Origin of the sequence: Burkholderia sp. AU28863 (genome assembly GCF_002223195.1) — a bacterium.
In the GTDB taxonomy this organism is placed as follows: domain Bacteria; phylum Pseudomonadota; class Gammaproteobacteria; order Burkholderiales; family Burkholderiaceae; genus Burkholderia; species Burkholderia sola.
Genome location: NZ_NKFE01000001.1, coordinates 239,286 through 256,513 on the forward strand (window position 1 = coordinate 239,286; position 17,228 = coordinate 256,513).

General features: G+C 67.6%; 12 protein-coding genes. 3 read left to right on the plus strand and 9 right to left on the minus strand.

Features of this window, described 5'->3' with window-relative positions; all coding sequences use genetic code 11:
- Nucleotides 1-30: 30 nt before the first annotated feature.
- Nucleotides 31-1,314, minus strand: coding sequence for an MFS transporter (locus tag CFB81_RS01130; RefSeq protein ID WP_089434402.1), 1,284 nt, complete (start codon nt 1,312-1,314; stop codon nt 31-33).
- A gap of 95 nt (nt 1,315-1,409) precedes the next feature.
- Between CFB81_RS01130 and CFB81_RS01135 the strand changes: the two genes are divergently transcribed.
- Nucleotides 1,410-2,339, plus strand: coding sequence for a LysR family transcriptional regulator (locus CFB81_RS01135; protein WP_089434403.1), 930 nt, complete (start codon nt 1,410-1,412; stop codon nt 2,337-2,339).
- A 184-nt stretch (nt 2,340-2,523) separates the two neighbouring features.
- On the opposite strand, the gene CFB81_RS01140 is transcribed toward CFB81_RS01135, so the two are convergent.
- From CFB81_RS01140 to CFB81_RS01170, 7 genes are all read right to left on the minus strand, one after another.
- The gene (locus CFB81_RS01140) at nt 2,524-3,357 is read right to left on the minus strand and encodes an OmpW family protein (protein WP_089434404.1); all 834 of its coding nucleotides are present in this window, start codon (nt 3,355-3,357) and stop codon (nt 2,524-2,526) included.
- Between the two features lie 18 nt (nt 3,358-3,375).
- On the minus strand, nt 3,376-4,617 hold the full coding sequence (locus CFB81_RS01145) for a DUF2957 domain-containing protein (RefSeq protein ID WP_089434405.1): 1,242 nt from the start codon (nt 4,615-4,617) through the stop codon (nt 3,376-3,378).
- A gap of 147 nt (nt 4,618-4,764) precedes the next feature.
- On the minus strand, nt 4,765-6,186 hold the full coding sequence (locus tag CFB81_RS01150) for a DUF2957 domain-containing protein (RefSeq protein ID WP_089434406.1): 1,422 nt from the start codon (nt 6,184-6,186) through the stop codon (nt 4,765-4,767).
- A 436-nt stretch (nt 6,187-6,622) separates the two neighbouring features.
- Nucleotides 6,623-7,573, minus strand: coding sequence for an N-acetyl-gamma-glutamyl-phosphate reductase (gene argC / locus CFB81_RS01155; protein WP_069619234.1), 951 nt, complete (start codon nt 7,571-7,573; stop codon nt 6,623-6,625).
- Nucleotides 7,574-7,751: 178 nt separating this feature from the next.
- On the minus strand, nt 7,752-8,324 hold the full coding sequence (locus CFB81_RS01160) for a flavodoxin family protein (protein WP_011546661.1): 573 nt from the start codon (nt 8,322-8,324) through the stop codon (nt 7,752-7,754).
- 216 nt (nt 8,325-8,540) lie between these two features.
- Nucleotides 8,541-9,137, minus strand: coding sequence for a YbhB/YbcL family Raf kinase inhibitor-like protein (locus CFB81_RS01165; RefSeq protein WP_089434407.1), 597 nt, complete (start codon nt 9,135-9,137; stop codon nt 8,541-8,543).
- Nucleotides 9,138-9,390: 253 nt separating this feature from the next.
- Nucleotides 9,391-10,077: an orotate phosphoribosyltransferase gene (locus tag CFB81_RS01170; RefSeq protein ID WP_011546659.1), complete on the minus strand. Its 687-nt coding sequence runs from the start codon at nt 10,075-10,077 to the stop codon at nt 9,391-9,393.
- 459 nt (nt 10,078-10,536) lie between these two features.
- Between CFB81_RS01170 and CFB81_RS01175 the strand changes: the two genes are divergently transcribed.
- On the plus strand, nt 10,537-12,807 hold the full coding sequence (locus tag CFB81_RS01175) for an NADP-dependent malic enzyme (protein ID WP_069619236.1): 2,271 nt from the start codon (nt 10,537-10,539) through the stop codon (nt 12,805-12,807).
- A gap of 172 nt (nt 12,808-12,979) precedes the next feature.
- Here CFB81_RS01175 and CFB81_RS01185 read toward each other — a convergent pair whose 3' ends face one another.
- Nucleotides 12,980-16,570 (minus strand): indolepyruvate ferredoxin oxidoreductase family protein, encoded by a 3,591-nt coding sequence (locus tag CFB81_RS01185; protein ID WP_089434408.1) that lies wholly within the window; start codon nt 16,568-16,570, stop codon nt 12,980-12,982.
- A gap of 330 nt (nt 16,571-16,900) precedes the next feature.
- Here CFB81_RS01185 and CFB81_RS01190 point away from each other — a divergent pair, with 330 nt between their 5' ends.
- Nucleotides 16,901-17,095 carry a hypothetical protein gene (locus tag CFB81_RS01190; RefSeq protein ID WP_069619238.1) on the plus strand — a complete coding sequence of 65 codons (195 nt, stop codon included), beginning with the start codon at nt 16,901-16,903 and terminating at the stop codon, nt 17,093-17,095.
- Nucleotides 17,096-17,228 lie beyond the last annotated feature (133 nt).

The window sequence follows — 17,228 nt, forward strand, 5'->3', positions numbered from 1 at the left end:
GCTTTTGGGCGCCGCTTCACCGGTGCGTGCTCACGCACGCGGCCGATCCAGCGCTGCCGCGCCGGCCCCGCGTCCGGTCGCCAGCCCGAACACGGCTGCCGCGCCGGCGAACGCGAGCCCGACACCACACACCGCGCTCCAGCCGCCCCATGCCCACGCGCTGCCCGCGAGCGCCGCGCCGAGCGCGCCGCCGACGAAGAACAGCCCGACGAACAGCCCGTTCAGGCGTCCGCGTGCGGCCGGGTTCAGCAGGTTGATCGCGCGGCGACCGATCGTCTGGTCGACGATCACGCCCGCATCGAGCAGCGCCGCGCCGCCGGCCAGCAGCGCGAGCGCGACGCCGCGATGCGCGTGCGTATCGAAACCGAACCAGCCTGCGCCGGCGACGCCGAGCACGACGAGCGCCGCGAGCATCGTGCCGTGCGCGAGCCGCTGCGCGGCCGGGCCGTGGCCGCGGTCGCCCGCGCGGCCGGCGAGCGGCGTGACGATCGCGCCGCTCGCGCCGGCGAACGCGAACAGCGCGATGCCGTGCAGATCGAGCGCGAACGGCGGCTGTGCGAGCCGCAGCCCGACAGCGGTCCAGAACGCGCTGAACGCGGCCATCGCGAGCGCGGCCGACAGCGCATGCCGGCGCAGCACCGGCTCGTCGGCAAGCAGGCGTCCCATCGACGCGAGCAACGCGCGGTAGCTGGCCGTGATCGACGGCGTGCGCGCCGGCAGGCGCAGCGCGAGCACGACGGCGATCGCCGCGTTCGCGAGCGCGGCCAGCAGATAGAACGCGCGCCAGCCGGCCGACCCCGCGATCAGGCTCGCGAGCGGCCGCGACAGCAGGATCCCGAGCATCAGCCCGCTCATCACGTTGCCCACCGCGCGGCCGCGCTGCGCGTCGGGCGCCATCGACGCGGCCATCGGCACGAGCATCTGGATCACGCTCGACGCCGCGCCGGCCACCAGCGTCGCAAGCAGGAACACGGTACCCGACCGCGTGAAGGCGGGCAGCGCGAGCGCGGCCGCGCAGACGGCGAGCGTCGCGACGATCAGGCGGCGGTTCTCGAGCAGGTCGACCAGCGGCACGAGCAACGCGAGCCCGGCCGCGTAGCCGAACTGCGGCAGCATCGCGACGAGGCCGGCGAGGCCGGGCGGCAGGTGCAGGTCCGCGCTGATCGGGCCGGTCAACGGCTGCGCGGCGAACAGGTCCATCACGATCACACCGACCGTCGCGGCGAAGAACAGCGTCATGCCGGTGCTCAGTGCGGGCGGCGCGGCGACGGACGGAGAAGCAGGTGCGGAGCAACGATGGGCAGGGCAGTTCATTGCAAACCAGTGGGAGGTCGAAGGAACTCCCATCGTAGGTGCCCGATGTTTATGCGACAATTGAAATATGTCTAACATGATTATGCGAGTTTGTTTTGAATACGCGTGATCTCCAGGCGTTCGTCGCGGTCGTCGACAGCGGGTCGATGGTCGCCGCGGCCGCGAAGCTCCACCTGACGCAGCCGGGCCTGACGCGGCGCGTGCAGAACCTCGAAACGCTGCTCGGCGTGCCGTTGCTCGAACGGCAGAGCAAGCCGCTGAAGCCGACCGCCGCCGGGCGCGACGTCTACGCGCTCGCGCGCAACGTGCTTGGCGCGGTCGACGAGCTGTTGGCGGCGGGCACACCGGACAGCGAGCCGTCGGGCGAGCTGCGCATCGGCGTGCCGCCGTTTCTGTCCGAACTGGCGCTGGAGCGGCCGGTCGACCGGCTGCGCGACGCGTTTCCGCGCCTCACGCTGCGCGTGACGGCCGGCTGGTCGCCCGCGCTGGTGCAGGGCATCGAGCGCGGCGCGCTCGACGTCGCCACCGTGATGGTGCCTGCGAGCGCGGCGCTGCCCGACGCGCTGACGGCGACGCTGCTCGCCACGCAGCCGACGGTGCTCGTCGCCGCGCGCGATTTTCCGCTGCCCGACGGCCCGCTGTCGCTCGACACGCTATCGGGCTTTCCGTGGGTGCTGAGCCAGGACGGCTGCGGGATGCGTTCGGCGCTGAGCCGTGCGCTCGGCGCGGCCGGGTTGCCGTTCGACGTTGCGGTCGAGGCATTCGGCTCGGAACTGCAGTTGTCGCTCGTCGCGCGCGGTGCCGGCATCGGCATCGCGCCGCCGAACGCGCTGGCGCGCAGCGCGCATCGCGATGCGCTGAGGGTGGTGGAAACGGCGGGGCTGGAAACGCGGATCAACGTATGGATCGTGCACGGCACGTTGCCGGGCCGCCTGATGCGGCCGGTCGCGCTGCTGCGCGACGCGCTGGGCGAAGTGCTCGACCGGGAGAATAAAAAGGGGTCGGGCGCCGTCACGACGGGCTAGAGGCCGCGTTCGAGGGAAAATCCTTATTTTCTCTACGGAAATGTTGCATTGCGGAAACCGATTCGCTATGATTGCACCTGTCTCCTCCATGTCTCCTCTGATATGGATTCAGCCCGCCGATCAGGCGGGCTTTTTTTTGCCTGCGATTGTGTCGCGGCATGCCATTCGCCGGCGGTCGCCGCGCTCAGAACTTGTACGTCATCCCGACGTAGCTGATGATCGGGTCTGCCTTCAGGTCCGATTTCGACTCGGCGAGCACCGAGCCGTCCGCCGCCTTGATCGTCACCGTCGACGTCGTCTTCAGCGGGATGTAGGTTACCGACGCGACCAGCCCGAAGTGTTCCGTCATGTTGTATTGCAGGCCCGCGTTGAACACCGGCTGCCACGACGACGACGCCTTCGCCTCCACCGAGGTCGTGCCCGGCTTGCCCGCGCCCGCCGCGAGGATCGCGCCGAGGTTGTCCTGCGTCTGCTTGATGAAGTTCGTGTTGAGCTGCAGGTCGCTGAACCAGTTGTACGACACGCCGAGGCCGAGGAACGGCCGGAACTTCGCGGTCGCCTGCCCGAAGTAGTACTGCAGGATCACCGCCGGGCTCCACTGCCGCACGCTCTTCACGATCGGATTGACCGAGGCCAGCCCGATGTTCTGCGTGCCGAGCGCGCCGGCCGGGCCCGGCGGCTTGATCGTGCCCTGGCCCGACACCTTGAACACCGGCGGCACGCCGGCCACCGACGTGACCGCGATGTGGTCGGTCAGGAAGTGGCTGACCGTCAGGCCCACCGTGTCGGCGCCGCTCGTGTGCAGCCCGGTGCCGGCCGACGTGAACGACGGCGGCAGCCGCAGCGGCGTGTTGATCGGCGTCGGCGCGACGTGGGTCGTCATCGGCGTGCTGCTCTGCTGCGGCATGATGTGGAACCAGCCCAGCGTGACGACGTTGCTGCCGGCGCTCTGCGCGTGCGCGGCGAGCGGCGCCACGGCGACGGCGCCGGCCGCCGCGCAGAGAAGGGTTTTCTTCATCACGGCTTTCCCCTCCGCTTACTGGACGAATGCGCCGATTGTGAAATACGGCGTCGATCCCGCGTTGTCGAGGAAACCGAACACGCCACCCGAGAAGATGAACTTGCCGGTCGGCGACGTGCTGCCCGAACCCGTGTGGATCGTCGTGACCGTGCCCGGCACCTTCTGCGTGTAGTCGAGGTCGAGCACTCTCGTGAGCGACGCCTGCGACGGCTGGAACGGATCGAGCAGCGTGGCCTGCTTGTCGATCAGCGCGGTGGTCCGGTAATCGAACTGGCTGTCGACGCCGATGTATTCGCCGTTCTGCGAACCGGCCGCGACGGCCGTCTGCGGCGCGAGGATCGAGATGCTCGATTCGTCGTCGGCGGTGAGGCCCGGCACACCGTTGCTGTCCGGCGTCGGGTTCGGGTTCGCGACCCCCGTGCGCACGAGGATCGGCACGAGCTGGTTGCGCAGCTTGCCGACGACCATGAAGCCCTTGCCCTGCGGCGTGGCCGACAGCGTCGGCTTCAGCTGGCTCGCGTAGTTGTTCGACTGGAACGCGCCGCTGCCGTCCGCCGACTGCACGAAGTTCGTCCCCTGCTGCGTGCACGCGCCGCCGGCGAACTGGCCGGTCGTGTCGCACTTGGTCCACGTGCCGTCCGCGTTGATCGTCACCTTCGCGTCGATCGACGCCGGCCCGAATTTCTGCGACGGCACTTCGCCGAAGCCGATGTGGCTGTACGTGCCCGCGACCTTCGTGATGTCGGTTTCGATCGACGAGAAGCCGATGAACGGGTAGTACGGGAACTTCGTGTCGGGCACCGCGGCCTGGCCGAGCACGCCGTCGAACTGGATCTCCTTGCCGGGAATCGTGCCGCCCGCGACGCCGAAGCCGACGAAGATGCGCGCCGGACGCGACGCATCGAGGCTCGCGCCGTTCAGGCGAAATGCGCACTGGTTCAGCTTGTTGGTCGGCAGCAGCGTTTCCTGCGTGAGCGTGCCGCTGTCGACGGTGCCCGCGCGGGTCGGCGTGACGGTGCCGGTCTTTTGCGGCACGGCCGATTCGACATAGGTGACCTGCCAGGTCATCTTGGTCGTGTCGAGCTGGACTTTCGCGAGTTCGCCGCTGCCCGCGCCGCCCGTAAACACGGTGTTGTAGTCGAGCGTGGCAGGGCAAAGCCGCTCTTCGACGAGCGGCGGCGGGTTGTCGCTGCCGCCGCCGCAAGCGGAAAGAAGGGGGGCGGCAAAGGCCGCCGCCAGAACGAGGTTGCGCTTCATGTTGCTCCTCCAGATTTGTCTTGTGCGGCGGCCAGCTCCCTGTCGGCCGCTTCTGTTGGTCGTGCTCGTCTTGTTTGCGCCGTGCTGGGCGCCTTCGTGCCTTCCCTGCGTCACGCGGCGGCAGGCCGGCCGCCGCGTCCTCGATCGCTACTTGCTGATTTGCGCGCCCACGCCGAAGTACGGGGTCGACGACGTCGTCGCATTCGCCGACGTCGACGTGACGCCGCCATTCACCGTGCCCTGGATCAGCGCCGCGTACAGCCCGCCCGTCGCGATCACCACGCCCGAGGCGGACGGGTAGCTCGCGCCGCTCGGCGGGGCGGTCTTCGCGTTCAGGAGGCCCGGCGTCGTCTGACCGTAGTCGAGCGTGAAGCCGTCTTCCTCGGCCTGCGTGGACGGATTGATGAACGACGCGTTGCCGCCGCGGATCAGCGCGGCCGTGTATTTGAAGTTCGAGTCCGCGCCCGCGTAGCCGCCGTCGATCGCGCCCGACGTGATCGCCGTCGCCGCACCGAGCACCGCGATGCCCGATTCGTCGTCGACCTGCGCATCGACGTGCAGCGGCGGCGTGCCGAGGTTCACGTTGCCCGTGCGCACGATCACCGGAACCGTCGCGCCGTTGAGCTGGCCGATCACCATGTGTGCGCTGGCCGACTTGCCGGTCGCGCCGACGATCGGCAGTTGCGTCTGCGGCAGCGTCTGAGGCGCCTTCGTGCTGTCGAAGTAGCCGCCCTTCGCGCTCGTTTTCCACGGATCGCCGGTCGTCTGGCAGCCGCCCGAGCCGCTCGACGTGCACGCGCCGTTCGCGTCGAACGTCTCGCTCGAGTTCGAGCCCTTCGTCGCGTAGTTGCCCGACGGCACGAGGTGGTAGAGCAGTGCGTTGTACGTGCCCGGCAGCTTGGTGAGGTCGGTCGTCGTGTTCGCGAAGCCGAGGAACGGATAGAAGTCGAAGTGACGGTTCGGCACCTGGCCGACGTTCTGAACGACGCCCGGGATGATCGTCAGCCCGTCGTACTGGATCGTCGCGCCGGGAATGCCGCCGCCCGCGACGCCCATGCCGACCAGCAGCATCGGCGGGTTCGCCTGGTTGAAGTCGGCGGCCGTCGAATAGGTCGAGCCGTCCGGCGCGGGGCCCGTGCCCGGCGTGAGGACGAACGCGCAGCGCGTCTGCTCGGCGGTCGGCAGCGTGCCGGTCGGCGGATGGATGACCTTGCCGGTGATGGTCGTGCCGACGCGGCTCGGCGTGACGGTGCCCGTCTTCAGCGGAATCGGCGATTCGAGCCACTTGAGCGTGTAGGTCATCGCGACCGCGTCGATGTTGACGCTGACGATCTCGCCGCTACCCGCGCCGCCGAGATACGTGCTCTTCACGATATCCGCGTTGGCCGGGCACAGTGCGCCGTTGATCGGCTGCGAAGGCGGCTGCCCTTGCGTGCCGCAGCTCGAGCCGGAACATTGGGGCGCGTTGATCGGCGCGAGCGCGCCGCCTGAGTCCCCCCCACCACATGCAACCAGGAAAGGGGCAATGGCAAAGGCCGTTGCCACCCCCTTCGATAAGGTGTGCGACATGCCGCTGTCTCCAATCGTTTAATTGTGCGAGCTAATGTCGCTGCCTGGGTTTTTGCTGTCAATTGATGAACCCGTCTAAAAAAGGCGATTGAAACGGGATCTGCGAATTGAATGCTTGCCCAATAAGGAAAACGGTAAGAATTTAAACGCGGGACGGGCTGCCGAAAGCTGCCGCAGTGGGGTATGCGCGACGCCCGGCACGCTCTCTCGTAGCGCCTTCCGGCGTATGACAGCGATGTTTAAATCGACGGTATCCGGTTTATCCCTATTCGGGATTGACTGGATCGGGAAGGGGCTGGATTAATCCGCTTGTAATCGCGCAATCGAAAGCTTGTAAATATTTGTAAATACGCTGGGTGGTGTTTTTATATATTGCCTGATACGGGCAAATAAAAAGCCGGCCAATGGCCGGCTTTGCATGGCATGCGATGTTGAATCAGCGTTTGAGGCCCGCGTCCTCGGCCGCGCCGATGTTGAGGTTCATGCACTGGATCGCGGCGCCCGACGCGCCCTTGCCGAGGTTGTCGAGGCGCGCGACCGTGACGAAGCGTTCCGCGTTGCCGAACACGAACAGGTCGACACGGTTCGTATCGTTGTTCGCCTGCACGTCGAAGAAGCCGCCGTCGAGGTTCGCGTCCGCATCGAACGGTGCGACGCGCACGAACGCTTCGTCCGCGTAGTACTCGGCGAACACGCGCTGCACGTCCTGCGGCGTCGCGCGCTTCGCGAGCTGCTCGGGCGTGAAGTAGGTCGTCACCGCGAGGCCCTTCAGGAACGGGCCGACGATCGGCGTGAAGATCGGCGCGTGCGCGAGGCCCGTGTGCGCGGCCATTTCCGGCAGGTGCTTGTGCGCGAGGCCGAGCGCGTAAGGGCGCGGGCTCGCGAGCTTGCCGCCCGGCGCGGCGCTTTCGTATTCGGCGATCATCGACTTGCCGCCGCCGCTGTAGCCGGTGATCGAGTAGCTGTGCGCGGCGAACGTCGGCGCGACGATGCCCGCATCGACGAGCGGACGCATCGCGAGCACGAACGCCGACGCGTGGCAGCCGGGCACCGCGATGCGCTTCGACGTGCGAATCTTCTCGCGCTGCGCGCGGGTCAGCTCGGGCAGGCCGTAGGCCCAGTCGGCGCTGGTGCGGAACGCGGTGCTCGCGTCGATCAGCGTGGTGTCCGGGTTCTCGACGAGCGACGCGGATTCGCGCGACGCGACGTCCGGCAGGCACAGAAACGTGACGTCCGACGCGTTGATCAGGCGGCGGCGCTCGTCGACGTCCTTGCGCTTCGCTTCCTCGATGCGCAGGATCTCGATGTCGCTGCGTGCCGACAGGTATTCGAAGATCTTGAGGCCGGTCGTGCCTTCCTGGCCGTCGACAAAAACTTTGGTGCTCATTTCGCTCTCACTGAATGAAACGGGAGCCGCGGCGCCCTGAAACCGCCATTTTAAGACGTCATCCGGCGGCACTGCAGCGCGCGCGGCGAAAAAAGACGGCCGGCGGGCCGTCTTCATGTCCGTCTTTGTGTCCCTTTGACGCTCGCCGGTACGCGCGCGGGCCGGTGACGAGGCATGCTCAGCGGGCGCCGGCGTCCCAGCGGGCGGTCGCTTCGGCGACGCGCCGGCCGAATGCCTTGCCGGTCTCGAGGTCGCCCGGCAGCGGCCCCTCGTCGGGCGTCGCATCGGCCGGCGATTGCGCGAGCAGGCCCGTGGAGCCGCCGAGGTAGTTGATGTCGTTGCGCGTGGCCGCCTTCGAGTTCGCCGGCATCAGGCTCGTGCCGACCCACACCATCCCATGCTGCATTGCCAGCGTGACGAAATATTGAATCGTCGAGAACTTGTCGCCGTTCATCGTCGCCGAGTTCGTGAAACCCGCGGCGATCTTGTCTTTCCATTTCTGCGTGAACCACGCTTTCGACGTGGCATCGGCGAATTGCTTGAACTGCGCCGACGGGCCGCCCATGTAGGTCGGCGCGCCGAAGACGATCGCGTCCGCCGCGTCGAGCGCGGCCCAGCCTGCGTCGTCGAGATCGCCGACGGCGATCAGGCGCACGTTCGCGCCGGCGTCCTGCGCGCCGGCGTGCACGGCTTCGGCCAGTTTCTGCGTGTGACCGTAGCCGCTGTGATAGACGATGACGATGTTCGACATGAAGCGTTCTCCGGAAAGGGACGGGAACGGCGGGCCGCCGGCTCGCCGCGTCACGCGTCGCCGGCGGGCGGCGCGACGGTCGCGCGGCACGGGATGCCGCGACCGGTGAGAACGAGTCTAGCAAGCCGAAATGACGAGACGACGTGTGCGTGCGGCGCACCGAAATTCGCGGCGGCCGGCAATCGCGGCGCCGCTGCCGGGCGGGACGCAGCGCGGCTACTGGCCGTAAGTGACCGTGAGTTGCGCGGTGCCGATCGCGAGCGTGCCGATCTCGTGCTCGAACATCGGCGCGGGGCGACCCTGCGAAATGCGCAGGTCGGTGCCTTTCAGCGCGTAGACGGTGATCACGTAGCGATGCGGCTTGCCGGGCGGCGGGCACGGGCCGCCGTAGCCGTCGATCCCGTAGTCGTTGCGCGCCTCGCTCGCGCCGATGCGGCGCAGGAAGCCGGATGCGCTCGCGTCGGCCGGCAGGCTCGTGACGGTCGCCGGAATGCCCGCGACGGCCCAGTGCCACCAGCCATGCCCGGGCGCATCGGGATCGAAGATCGTGACCGCGTAGCCGCGCGTGCCGGGCGGCGGGTTGCGCCATGCGAGTTGCGGCGAGCGGTTCGCGCCCTTGCAGTCGCCGCGGTCGAACACGTTCGCGGCCCGCACGCGGGCGCCGGGCGTCAGGTCGTCGCTCGTCACGGTGAACGGGCCTTCCGCATGCGCGGGCAGCGCCGCGAAAACGGCAGCGCACAGGAGGGCGGGGAGGAGGAACGCAGACGGGCGGCCCGATGGCGCAGGCGGAGTGATCCGGCGATCCACACGCATATGGCGCTTCTCCCGTCACGTGGGCCGGGCCGCGGCGCCCGGCATTGTTGGCGTTGTGTGTTGCCCGCGCCGCTGGGGGCGGCGATGGGTCAAGTCTAGCATTAGGGTTCGATGAGGGGTTCGATGAGCGACGCACACCGGCGCCCGCGATTGCGATCGGTCAGCGCGCCCGGTCGGCGGACGAAAAAAAGCCGCCTGCGATGAAGCAGGCGGCTTGTTCAGCCAGCGCGCCGGCACGCGTGCCGGCGTGGCGTCATTCCTTCGGGGCCGTCGCGCCGCCGTGCGCGGCCGACCATTCGGCCGGTGCGTGCAGGAATTTCTCGACTTCGTCGAGCGTCTTCGTCTCGAAGTAGCCCGACGCCTTCGCGACGCGCAGCACGTCCCACCACGTGGCGAGCGCGTGCAGGTCGACGTCGATGTCCTTCAGGACCGACACGCTTTCCTTGAAGATGTCGTAGTGGAACAGCACGAAGCAGTGGTTCACCGTCGCGCCCGCGGTGCGCAGCGCGTTGACGAAGTTGATCTTGCTGCGGCTGTCGGTCGTCAGGTCTTCCACCAGCAGCACGCGCGAGCCTTCCTCGAGATGGCCTTCGATCTGTGCGTTGCGGCCGAAACCCTTCGGCTTTTTGCGCACGTACTGCATCGGCACCATCATCCGGTCCGCGATCCATGCCGCGAACGGGATGCCGGCCGTCTCGCCGCCCGCCACCGCGTCGATCTGCTCGAAGCCGATGTCGCGCGTGATCGTCGTTTCCGCCATTTCCATCAGCGCACGGCGCACGCGCGGATACGAGATCAGCTTGCGGCAGTCGATATAGACGGGGCTTGCCCAGCCGGACGTGAAGATGAACGGTTTTTCGGCATTGAAGTGCACCGCCTGCACTTCGAGCAGGATTTTGGCGGTCGTATCCGAGATCGACTGACGATCGTAGCCTGTCATGGGCATTCCTTGGGTGATGAGCGAGGAGCGGGCGCGGGCCCGATGGCGCAGCAAGGGGAACCTGCCCGGAGGGCCGGGGCGCGATCGGCGGGCCAATCGCATCGCTGCGCGCGTAGCCCGCTATTTTACCCGATCCAGGCCGGTTTTCGGCGGAATTCGTGCGGTTCGGTGCGCGGCTCGCCACCGGCGAAACAAACGGGGCGCGACCAGTCCGACGCAGAGGCCGGGGATGCGGCGGTGCACCAACGGAGGTCATTTAGGGGGTGTACACTAGGCGGCCCTAAGAAATCGTTCAGTACTTTGTACTTTCCTCTTGCCATCCGCCAAGGTTCGATGGCGTGCCGATCCGGCGCGTCGCGGGCCGTCTCTCAGTCGACCATCCCCTCGATTCAAGCAGACGCGGCCGAAGGTGCTGTGTACTGAGTCGTCAATATTTCGCATGTCTCTCGCAGGTCAATCATGGACGAACAACTGAAGCAGGCCGCTCTCGCTTATCACCTGAACCCGAAACCCGGCAAGATTTCGGTCACCCCGACCAAGCCGCTGTCGAACCAGCTCGATCTGTCGCTCGCGTATTCGCCGGGCGTCGCCGCCGCGTGCGAGGCGATCCACGCCGATCCGCTCGACGCGCAGAAATACACGTCGCGCGGCAACCTCGTCGGCGTGATCACGAACGGCACGGCCGTGCTCGGCCTCGGCAACATCGGCCCGCTCGCCGCGAAGCCGGTGATGGAAGGCAAGGGCTGCCTCTTCAAGAAATTCGCGGGTATCGACGTGTTCGACATCGAACTGTCGGAGTCCGACCCCGACAAGCTCGTCGAGGCGATCGCGATGCTCGAGCCGACGCTCGGCGGCATCAACCTCGAGGACATCAAGGCGCCGGAATGCTTCTACATCGAGCAGAAGCTGCGCGAGCGCATGAAGATCCCCGTCTTCCACGACGATCAGCACGGCACCGCGATCATCGCGTCGGCCGCGATCCTGAACGGCCTGAAGGTCGTCGGCAAGAAGCTCGCCGACGTGAAGCTCGTGTGCTCGGGCGCCGGCGCGGCCGCGATCGCGTGTCTGGACCTGCTGGTGAACCTCGGCCTCACGAAGTCGAACATCCTCGTCGCCGATTCGAAGGGCGTGATCTACGAAGGGCGCGGCAACCTCGATCCGTCGAAGCAGCGCTATGCGGCGAACACCGACGCTCGCTCGCTCGCCGACGCGATCGTCGGCGCGGACGTGTTCCTCGGCTGCTCGAGCGCGGGCGTGCTGAAGCAGGACATGGTCAAGACGATGGGCGAGCGCCCGCTGATCCTGGCGCTCGCGAACCCGGAACCGGAAATCCGCCCGGAAGACGCGAAGGCCGTGCGCCCGGACGCGATCGTCGCGACCGGCCGTTCGGACTACCCGAACCAGGTCAACAACGTGCTGTGCTTCCCGTTCATCTTCCGCGGCGCGCTCGACGTCGGCGCGACGACGATCACGGAAGAAATGAAGCTCGCGTGCGTGCGCGCGATCGCCGAGCTGGCCCAGGAAACCGACCAGAGCGAGGAAGTCGCGAAGGCGTATGAAGGCCATTCGCTCGAGTTCGGGCCGGACTACCTGATTCCGAAGCCGTTCGATCCGCGCCTGATCATCAAGATCGCGCCGGCCGTCGCTCAAGCCGCGATGGATTCGGGCGTCGCCACGCGCCCGATCCAGGACATGGACGCGTACCGCGAGCAGCTCGGCGCGACCGTCTACCGCACCGGCATGGTGATGCGCCCGGTGTTCGCGACCGCGAAGCAGAAGGAGGCCCGCATCGTGTTCGCCGAAGGCGAGGACGAGCGCGTGCTGCGTGCCGCGCAGTTCGTGCTGCTGGAAAAGATCGCGAAGCCGATCATCATCGGCCGTCCGTCGGTCGTCGACATGCGCCTCGCGAAGATCGGCTCGAAGCTGAAGGCCGGCACCGATTTCGAAATCGTCGATCCGGAAGACGACGCGCGCTACCACCGCTACTGGCAGGCGTATCAGGAGATCGGCGCGCGCGACGGCGTGACGCCGGAAGTCGCGAAGGCCGCGATGCGCAAGTTCAACACGCTGATCGGCGCGATGCTCGTGCATCTGGGCGATGCGGACGGGATGATCTGCGGGATGATCGACACGTTCCACAGCCACCTGAAGTTCATCGAGCAGGTGCTGGGCCGCGCGAAGGGCGCCGAGCACTTCGCCGCGATGAACCTGCTGATGCTGCCGGGCCGCAACCTGTTCGTGTGCGACACGTACGTGAACGAGCTGCCGAGCGCCGACCAGCTCGCCGACATGACGATCCAGGCCGCGGCCGAGATCGAGCGCTTCGGCATCACGCCGAAGGCCGCGCTGCTGTCGAACTCGAACTTCGGCAGCGCGCCGTCGGCGTCGTCGCGCCGGATGGCCGAGGCCCGCAAGCTGATCGTCGAACGTGCGCCGAACCTCGAAGTCGACGGCGAAATGCACGGCGACGCGGCGCTGTCGGAACTGATCCGCAAGCAGGCGTTCCCGGGCACGACGCTGTCGGGCGAGGCGAACCTGCTGATCATGCCGAACGTCGAAGCGGCGAACATCGCGTACAACCTGCTGAAGATGGTCGGCGGCGAAGGCGTGACGGTCGGCCCGTTCCTGCTCGGCGCGGCCAAGCCGGTCCACATCCTGACGCCGGCCGCGACCGTGCGCCGGATCATCAACATGACGGCCGTTGCCGCCGCGAACGTGAACACGAAGTAAGTCCACGCTCGCGTGTGCCGCGCGTCACGCGCGGCGCAATGAAAAACGCCACGGAACCTGCGTTTCGTGGCGTTTTTTTTGCCTGAACCCGAAGGGGCGACGGCGGCGCGGGCAGCGCGTCCGGGGGAGGGCCGTCCGGACCGCGACCGCCCGCCGCGCCGCGCGCCGTGACTTACGCGACCTGTTGATGCGACTGGCCGCCTGCCGGCGAACGCCACTTCGCGAGCAGCGTGTCCCACTTCTGCCGCACCGCGCGCAGGTTGTTCTCCTTCACGTGGCCGTAGCCGCGAATGCCGTCCGGCAGCGCCGCGAGCTCGAGCGCGAGCGGCCGGTTGGCCGCGTTCAGCTTCGCCAGCACCTCGCCGATCAGCGCTTCGTATTCGCCGATCAGCGCGCGCTCGGTGCGGCGCTCCGCGGTGCGGCCGAACGGATCGAGCCCCGTGCCGCGCAGGAACTTCGCCTTCGCGAGCAGCCGGAACGCCGACATCATCCACGGGCCGTACGCCTTCTTCACGAGATGGCCGTGGGCGTCCGTCTTCGCGAACAGCGGCGGCGCGAGGTGGAATTTCAGCTTCCAGTCGCCTTCGAACTGCGCGGTCAGGCGCGCGAGGAACGCGGGATCGGACTGCAGCCGCGCGACCTCGTATTCGTCCTTGTACGCCATCAACTTGAACAGGTTGCGCGCGACCGCCTCGGTCAGCGGCTCCTGCACCGTGTCGCCGTCCGCCAGCGCGCGCTCGGCGGTGCGCACCTTGTCGACGAATGCCGCATAACGCGACGCGTACGCGGCGTTCTGGTACGCGGTGAGGAATTCCACGCGCTTCGCGATCAGCGCGTCGACCGCCTTCTTCGTATGCAGCGAGATCACCGTGGCGCCTTGCGCGGGGCGGGCGTCGCCGGCCGCGGCCTGCTTCACGCTGGCCAGGTCGTACGCGGCGCGGCGGCCCCAGTCGAACGCCGCGCGGTTCTTGTCGACCGACACCGCGTTCAGCTCGATCGCGCGTTCGAGCGACGCGAGCGTCAGCGGCAGCCAGCCCTTCTGCCACGCGTAGCCGAGCACGAACGGGTTCGTGTAGATCGCGTCGCCGAGCAGCGCGACCGCGAAGCGGTTCGCGTCGATGAAGTCGACCGATTCACCTGCCGCCGCGCGGATGTCGTTCTCGGCGGACAGGCCGGGGAACGCCCAGTTCGGGTTCTTGATGAACTCGGCGGTCGGCGTCTGCGCGCTATTGACGACCACGCGCGTCGTGTCGTGCCGCATCCGCGACGTGCATTCGTCGCCGGCCGTGACGATCGCGTCGCAGCCGATCACGAGATCGGCTTCGCCCATCGCGATCCGCGTCGCATGGATGTCGGTCGGCGCGTGCGAGATCTGCACGTGGCTCATCACCGCGCCGCCTTTCTGCGCGAGGCCGGTGACGTCCAGCACGGTCACGCCCTTGTTTTCCAGGTGCGCGGCCATCCCGAGCAGCGCGCCGATCGTGACGACGCCCGTGCCGCCGACGCCGGTGACGAGCACGCCGTATGCACGGTCGATCGCCGGCAGCGCCGGTTCCGGAATCGGCGGCAGCGCACCGCCGTCGACCGCCACCGCCTTCGGCTTCTTCAACTGGCCGCCCTCGACCGTGACGAAGCTCGGGCAGAAGCCCTTCACGCACGAGAAGTCCTTGTTGCAGCTCGACTGGTTGATCTGGCGCTTCGTGCCGAATTCGGTTTCCAGCGGCTCGACCGACAGGCAGTTCGACTGCACCGAGCAATCGCCGCAGCCTTCGCACACCGCGTCGTTGATCACGACGCGCTTGGCCGGGTCCGGATACGTGCCGCGTTTGCGGCGACGGCGCTTCTCGGTCGCGCAGGTCTGGTCGTAGATCAGGATCGTCGTGCCCTCGATCTCGCGCAGCTCGCGCTGCACGTCGTCGAGCTGGTCGCGGTGATGGATCGTCAAGCCCGGCGCGAGCAGCGCCTTCTGGCTGTCGTACTTTTCCGGCTCGTCGGTGACGATCACGATCTTCTTCGCGCCTTCGGACGCGAGCTGATGCGTGATCTGCGGCACCGTCAGCACGCCGTCGACCGGCTGGCCGCCCGTCATCGCGACCGCGTCGTTGTAGAGGATCTTGTAGGTGATGTTCGCCTTCGACGAGATCGCCGCGCGCACCGCGAGGAGGCCCGAATGGAAATAGGTGCCGTCGCCGAGGTTCGCGAACACGTGCTTCTCGTCCGTGAACGGCGCCTGGCCGATCCACGGCACGCCTTCGCCGCCCATCTGGCTGAAGGTGCTCGTGCTGCGGTCCATCCACACCGTCATGTAGTGGCAGCCGATCCCGGCGATCGCACGCGAGCCTTCGGGCACGTTGGTCGACGTGTTGTGCGGGCAGCCCGAGCAGAACCACGGCTTGCGCTCGGTCTGCACGTGCGGCTTCGCGAGCGCCATTTCCTTTGCGTTGATCACCGCGAGCCGCGCGGCGATGCGCGCGCGCACGTCGGACGGCAGCTCGAACTTATCGAGGCGCGTCGCGATCGCCTTCGCGATGATCGCGGGCGACAGCTCGTAGTGCGCGGGCAGCAGCCAGTTGCCCATCGGCACCGACCATTCGCCGCCGGCGCCGTCCTTCTCGTCGAACTTGCCGAACACGCGCGGGCGCTGCGCGTCGGGCCAGTTGTACAGCTCTTCCTTGATCGCGTATTCGAGGATCTGGCGCTTTTCCTCGACGACCAGGATTTCGTCGAGGCCGCGCGCGAACGCCTGCGCGCCCTGCGCTTCGAGCGGCCACACGCAGCCGACCTTGTACAGGCGGATGCCGATTCGCGCGCAGGTTTCGTCATCGAGGCCGAGGTCGATCAGCGCCTGGCGCACGTCGAGGTACGCCTTGCCGCCGGTCATGATCCCGAAGCGCGCATGCGGCGAGTCGATCTCGATGCGGTCGAGCTTGTTCGCACGCACGTAGGCGAGCGCCGCGTACCACTTGTAGTCGAGCAACCGCGCTTCCTGCACGAGCGGCGGATCGGGCCAGCGGATGTTCAGCCCGCCTTCCGGCAGGATGAAGTCGGTCGGCAGCACGATCTCGGTGCGATGCGGGTCGATGTCGACCGACGCCGACGATTCGACGACGTCCGTCACGCACTTGAGCGCGACCCACAGGCCCGAGTAGCGGCTCATCGCCCAGCCGTGCAGGCCGAAGTCGAGATATTCCTGCACGTTGGACGGGAACAGCACCGGCAGCCCGCAGGCCTTGAAGATGTGCTCGGACTGGTGCGCGAGCGTCGACGATTTCGCCGCGTGGTCGTCGCCGGCCAGCACCAGCACGCCGCCGTGCTGCGACGAGCCGGCCGAGTTCGCGTGCTTGAAGACGTCGCCGGTGCGATCGACGCCCGGGCCCTTGCCGTACCACATGCCGAACACGCCGTCGTACTTCGCGCCGGGGTACAGGTTCACTTGCTGGGAGCCCCACACCGCGGTGGCGGCGAGATCTTCGTTGAGGCCGGGCTGGAAGACGATCTGGTGGGCGGCCAGATGCTGCTTGGCTTTCCACAGTGACAGATCGAGGCCGCCGAGCGGCGAGCCGCGGTAGCCGGAGATGAAACCGGCCGTATTGAGACCGGCGGCGCGGTCGCGTTCCTGCTGGAGCATCGGCAAGCGCACGAGGGCCTGGATGCCGCTCATGTACGCGCGGCCGCGTTCCAGCGTGTATTTGTCGTCAAGCGTGACGGACTTCAGCGCGGCTTCTAGCGACGCGCGTTGGTCTGCGTCTAGCGGGGCATTCATTAACTGTCTCCTCCACCCGGTCTGGGATCACCAAAACTTCGGTTGCGTCGGCATCTTTTGGACGCGTCTGCAGTGGCCGGCATGTTCGCCGGTTTTAAGGGATGGTAGCACTGGGGCAAACCCGCCGCCCATCGGTCGCAACGCGGGGGAAATGGCGGTCACGCACCATGAAACAGGGCGAGATGATGCGTTACATCATGTAAAAGCATGTAAAGCGGCGTTGATCTGCGGGCAAATGCCGTTAATCTTGTCGGCCTGCCGGAGGTGCCCGGCCGCGTGGGTTCGTTCCGACGCAGTCGGGGAGGCGCCGGCAGTTTTACAGGAGGTGCAATGAACACACGTCATATCCAGAGTTTCCTGATCGTGTCCGCCGCGTTTTTCGCGATGACCGGCCCGGTGCACGCGCGCGGCGCGAGTGCACTGGCGGCAGCCGGCGCGCAGATGCGTCAGATCGTGCCGGCCCAGGACGCCGCGGCACAGCCGTCGCTCGAGCGTGCCGCCGAGTCGAAGGCGAACGTGCGTTGATGCGGTCGCGCGGCCCGCGGGCTGCGCCGGCATGTAAAAAGGGCGGGAATCCTCGGATTCCCGCCCTTTTTCTTTGGGCGGCCGGATCGCGCGGCCGCCCCGGGGTGCCCGGAGCCGCCGCCGCGCGGCAGGT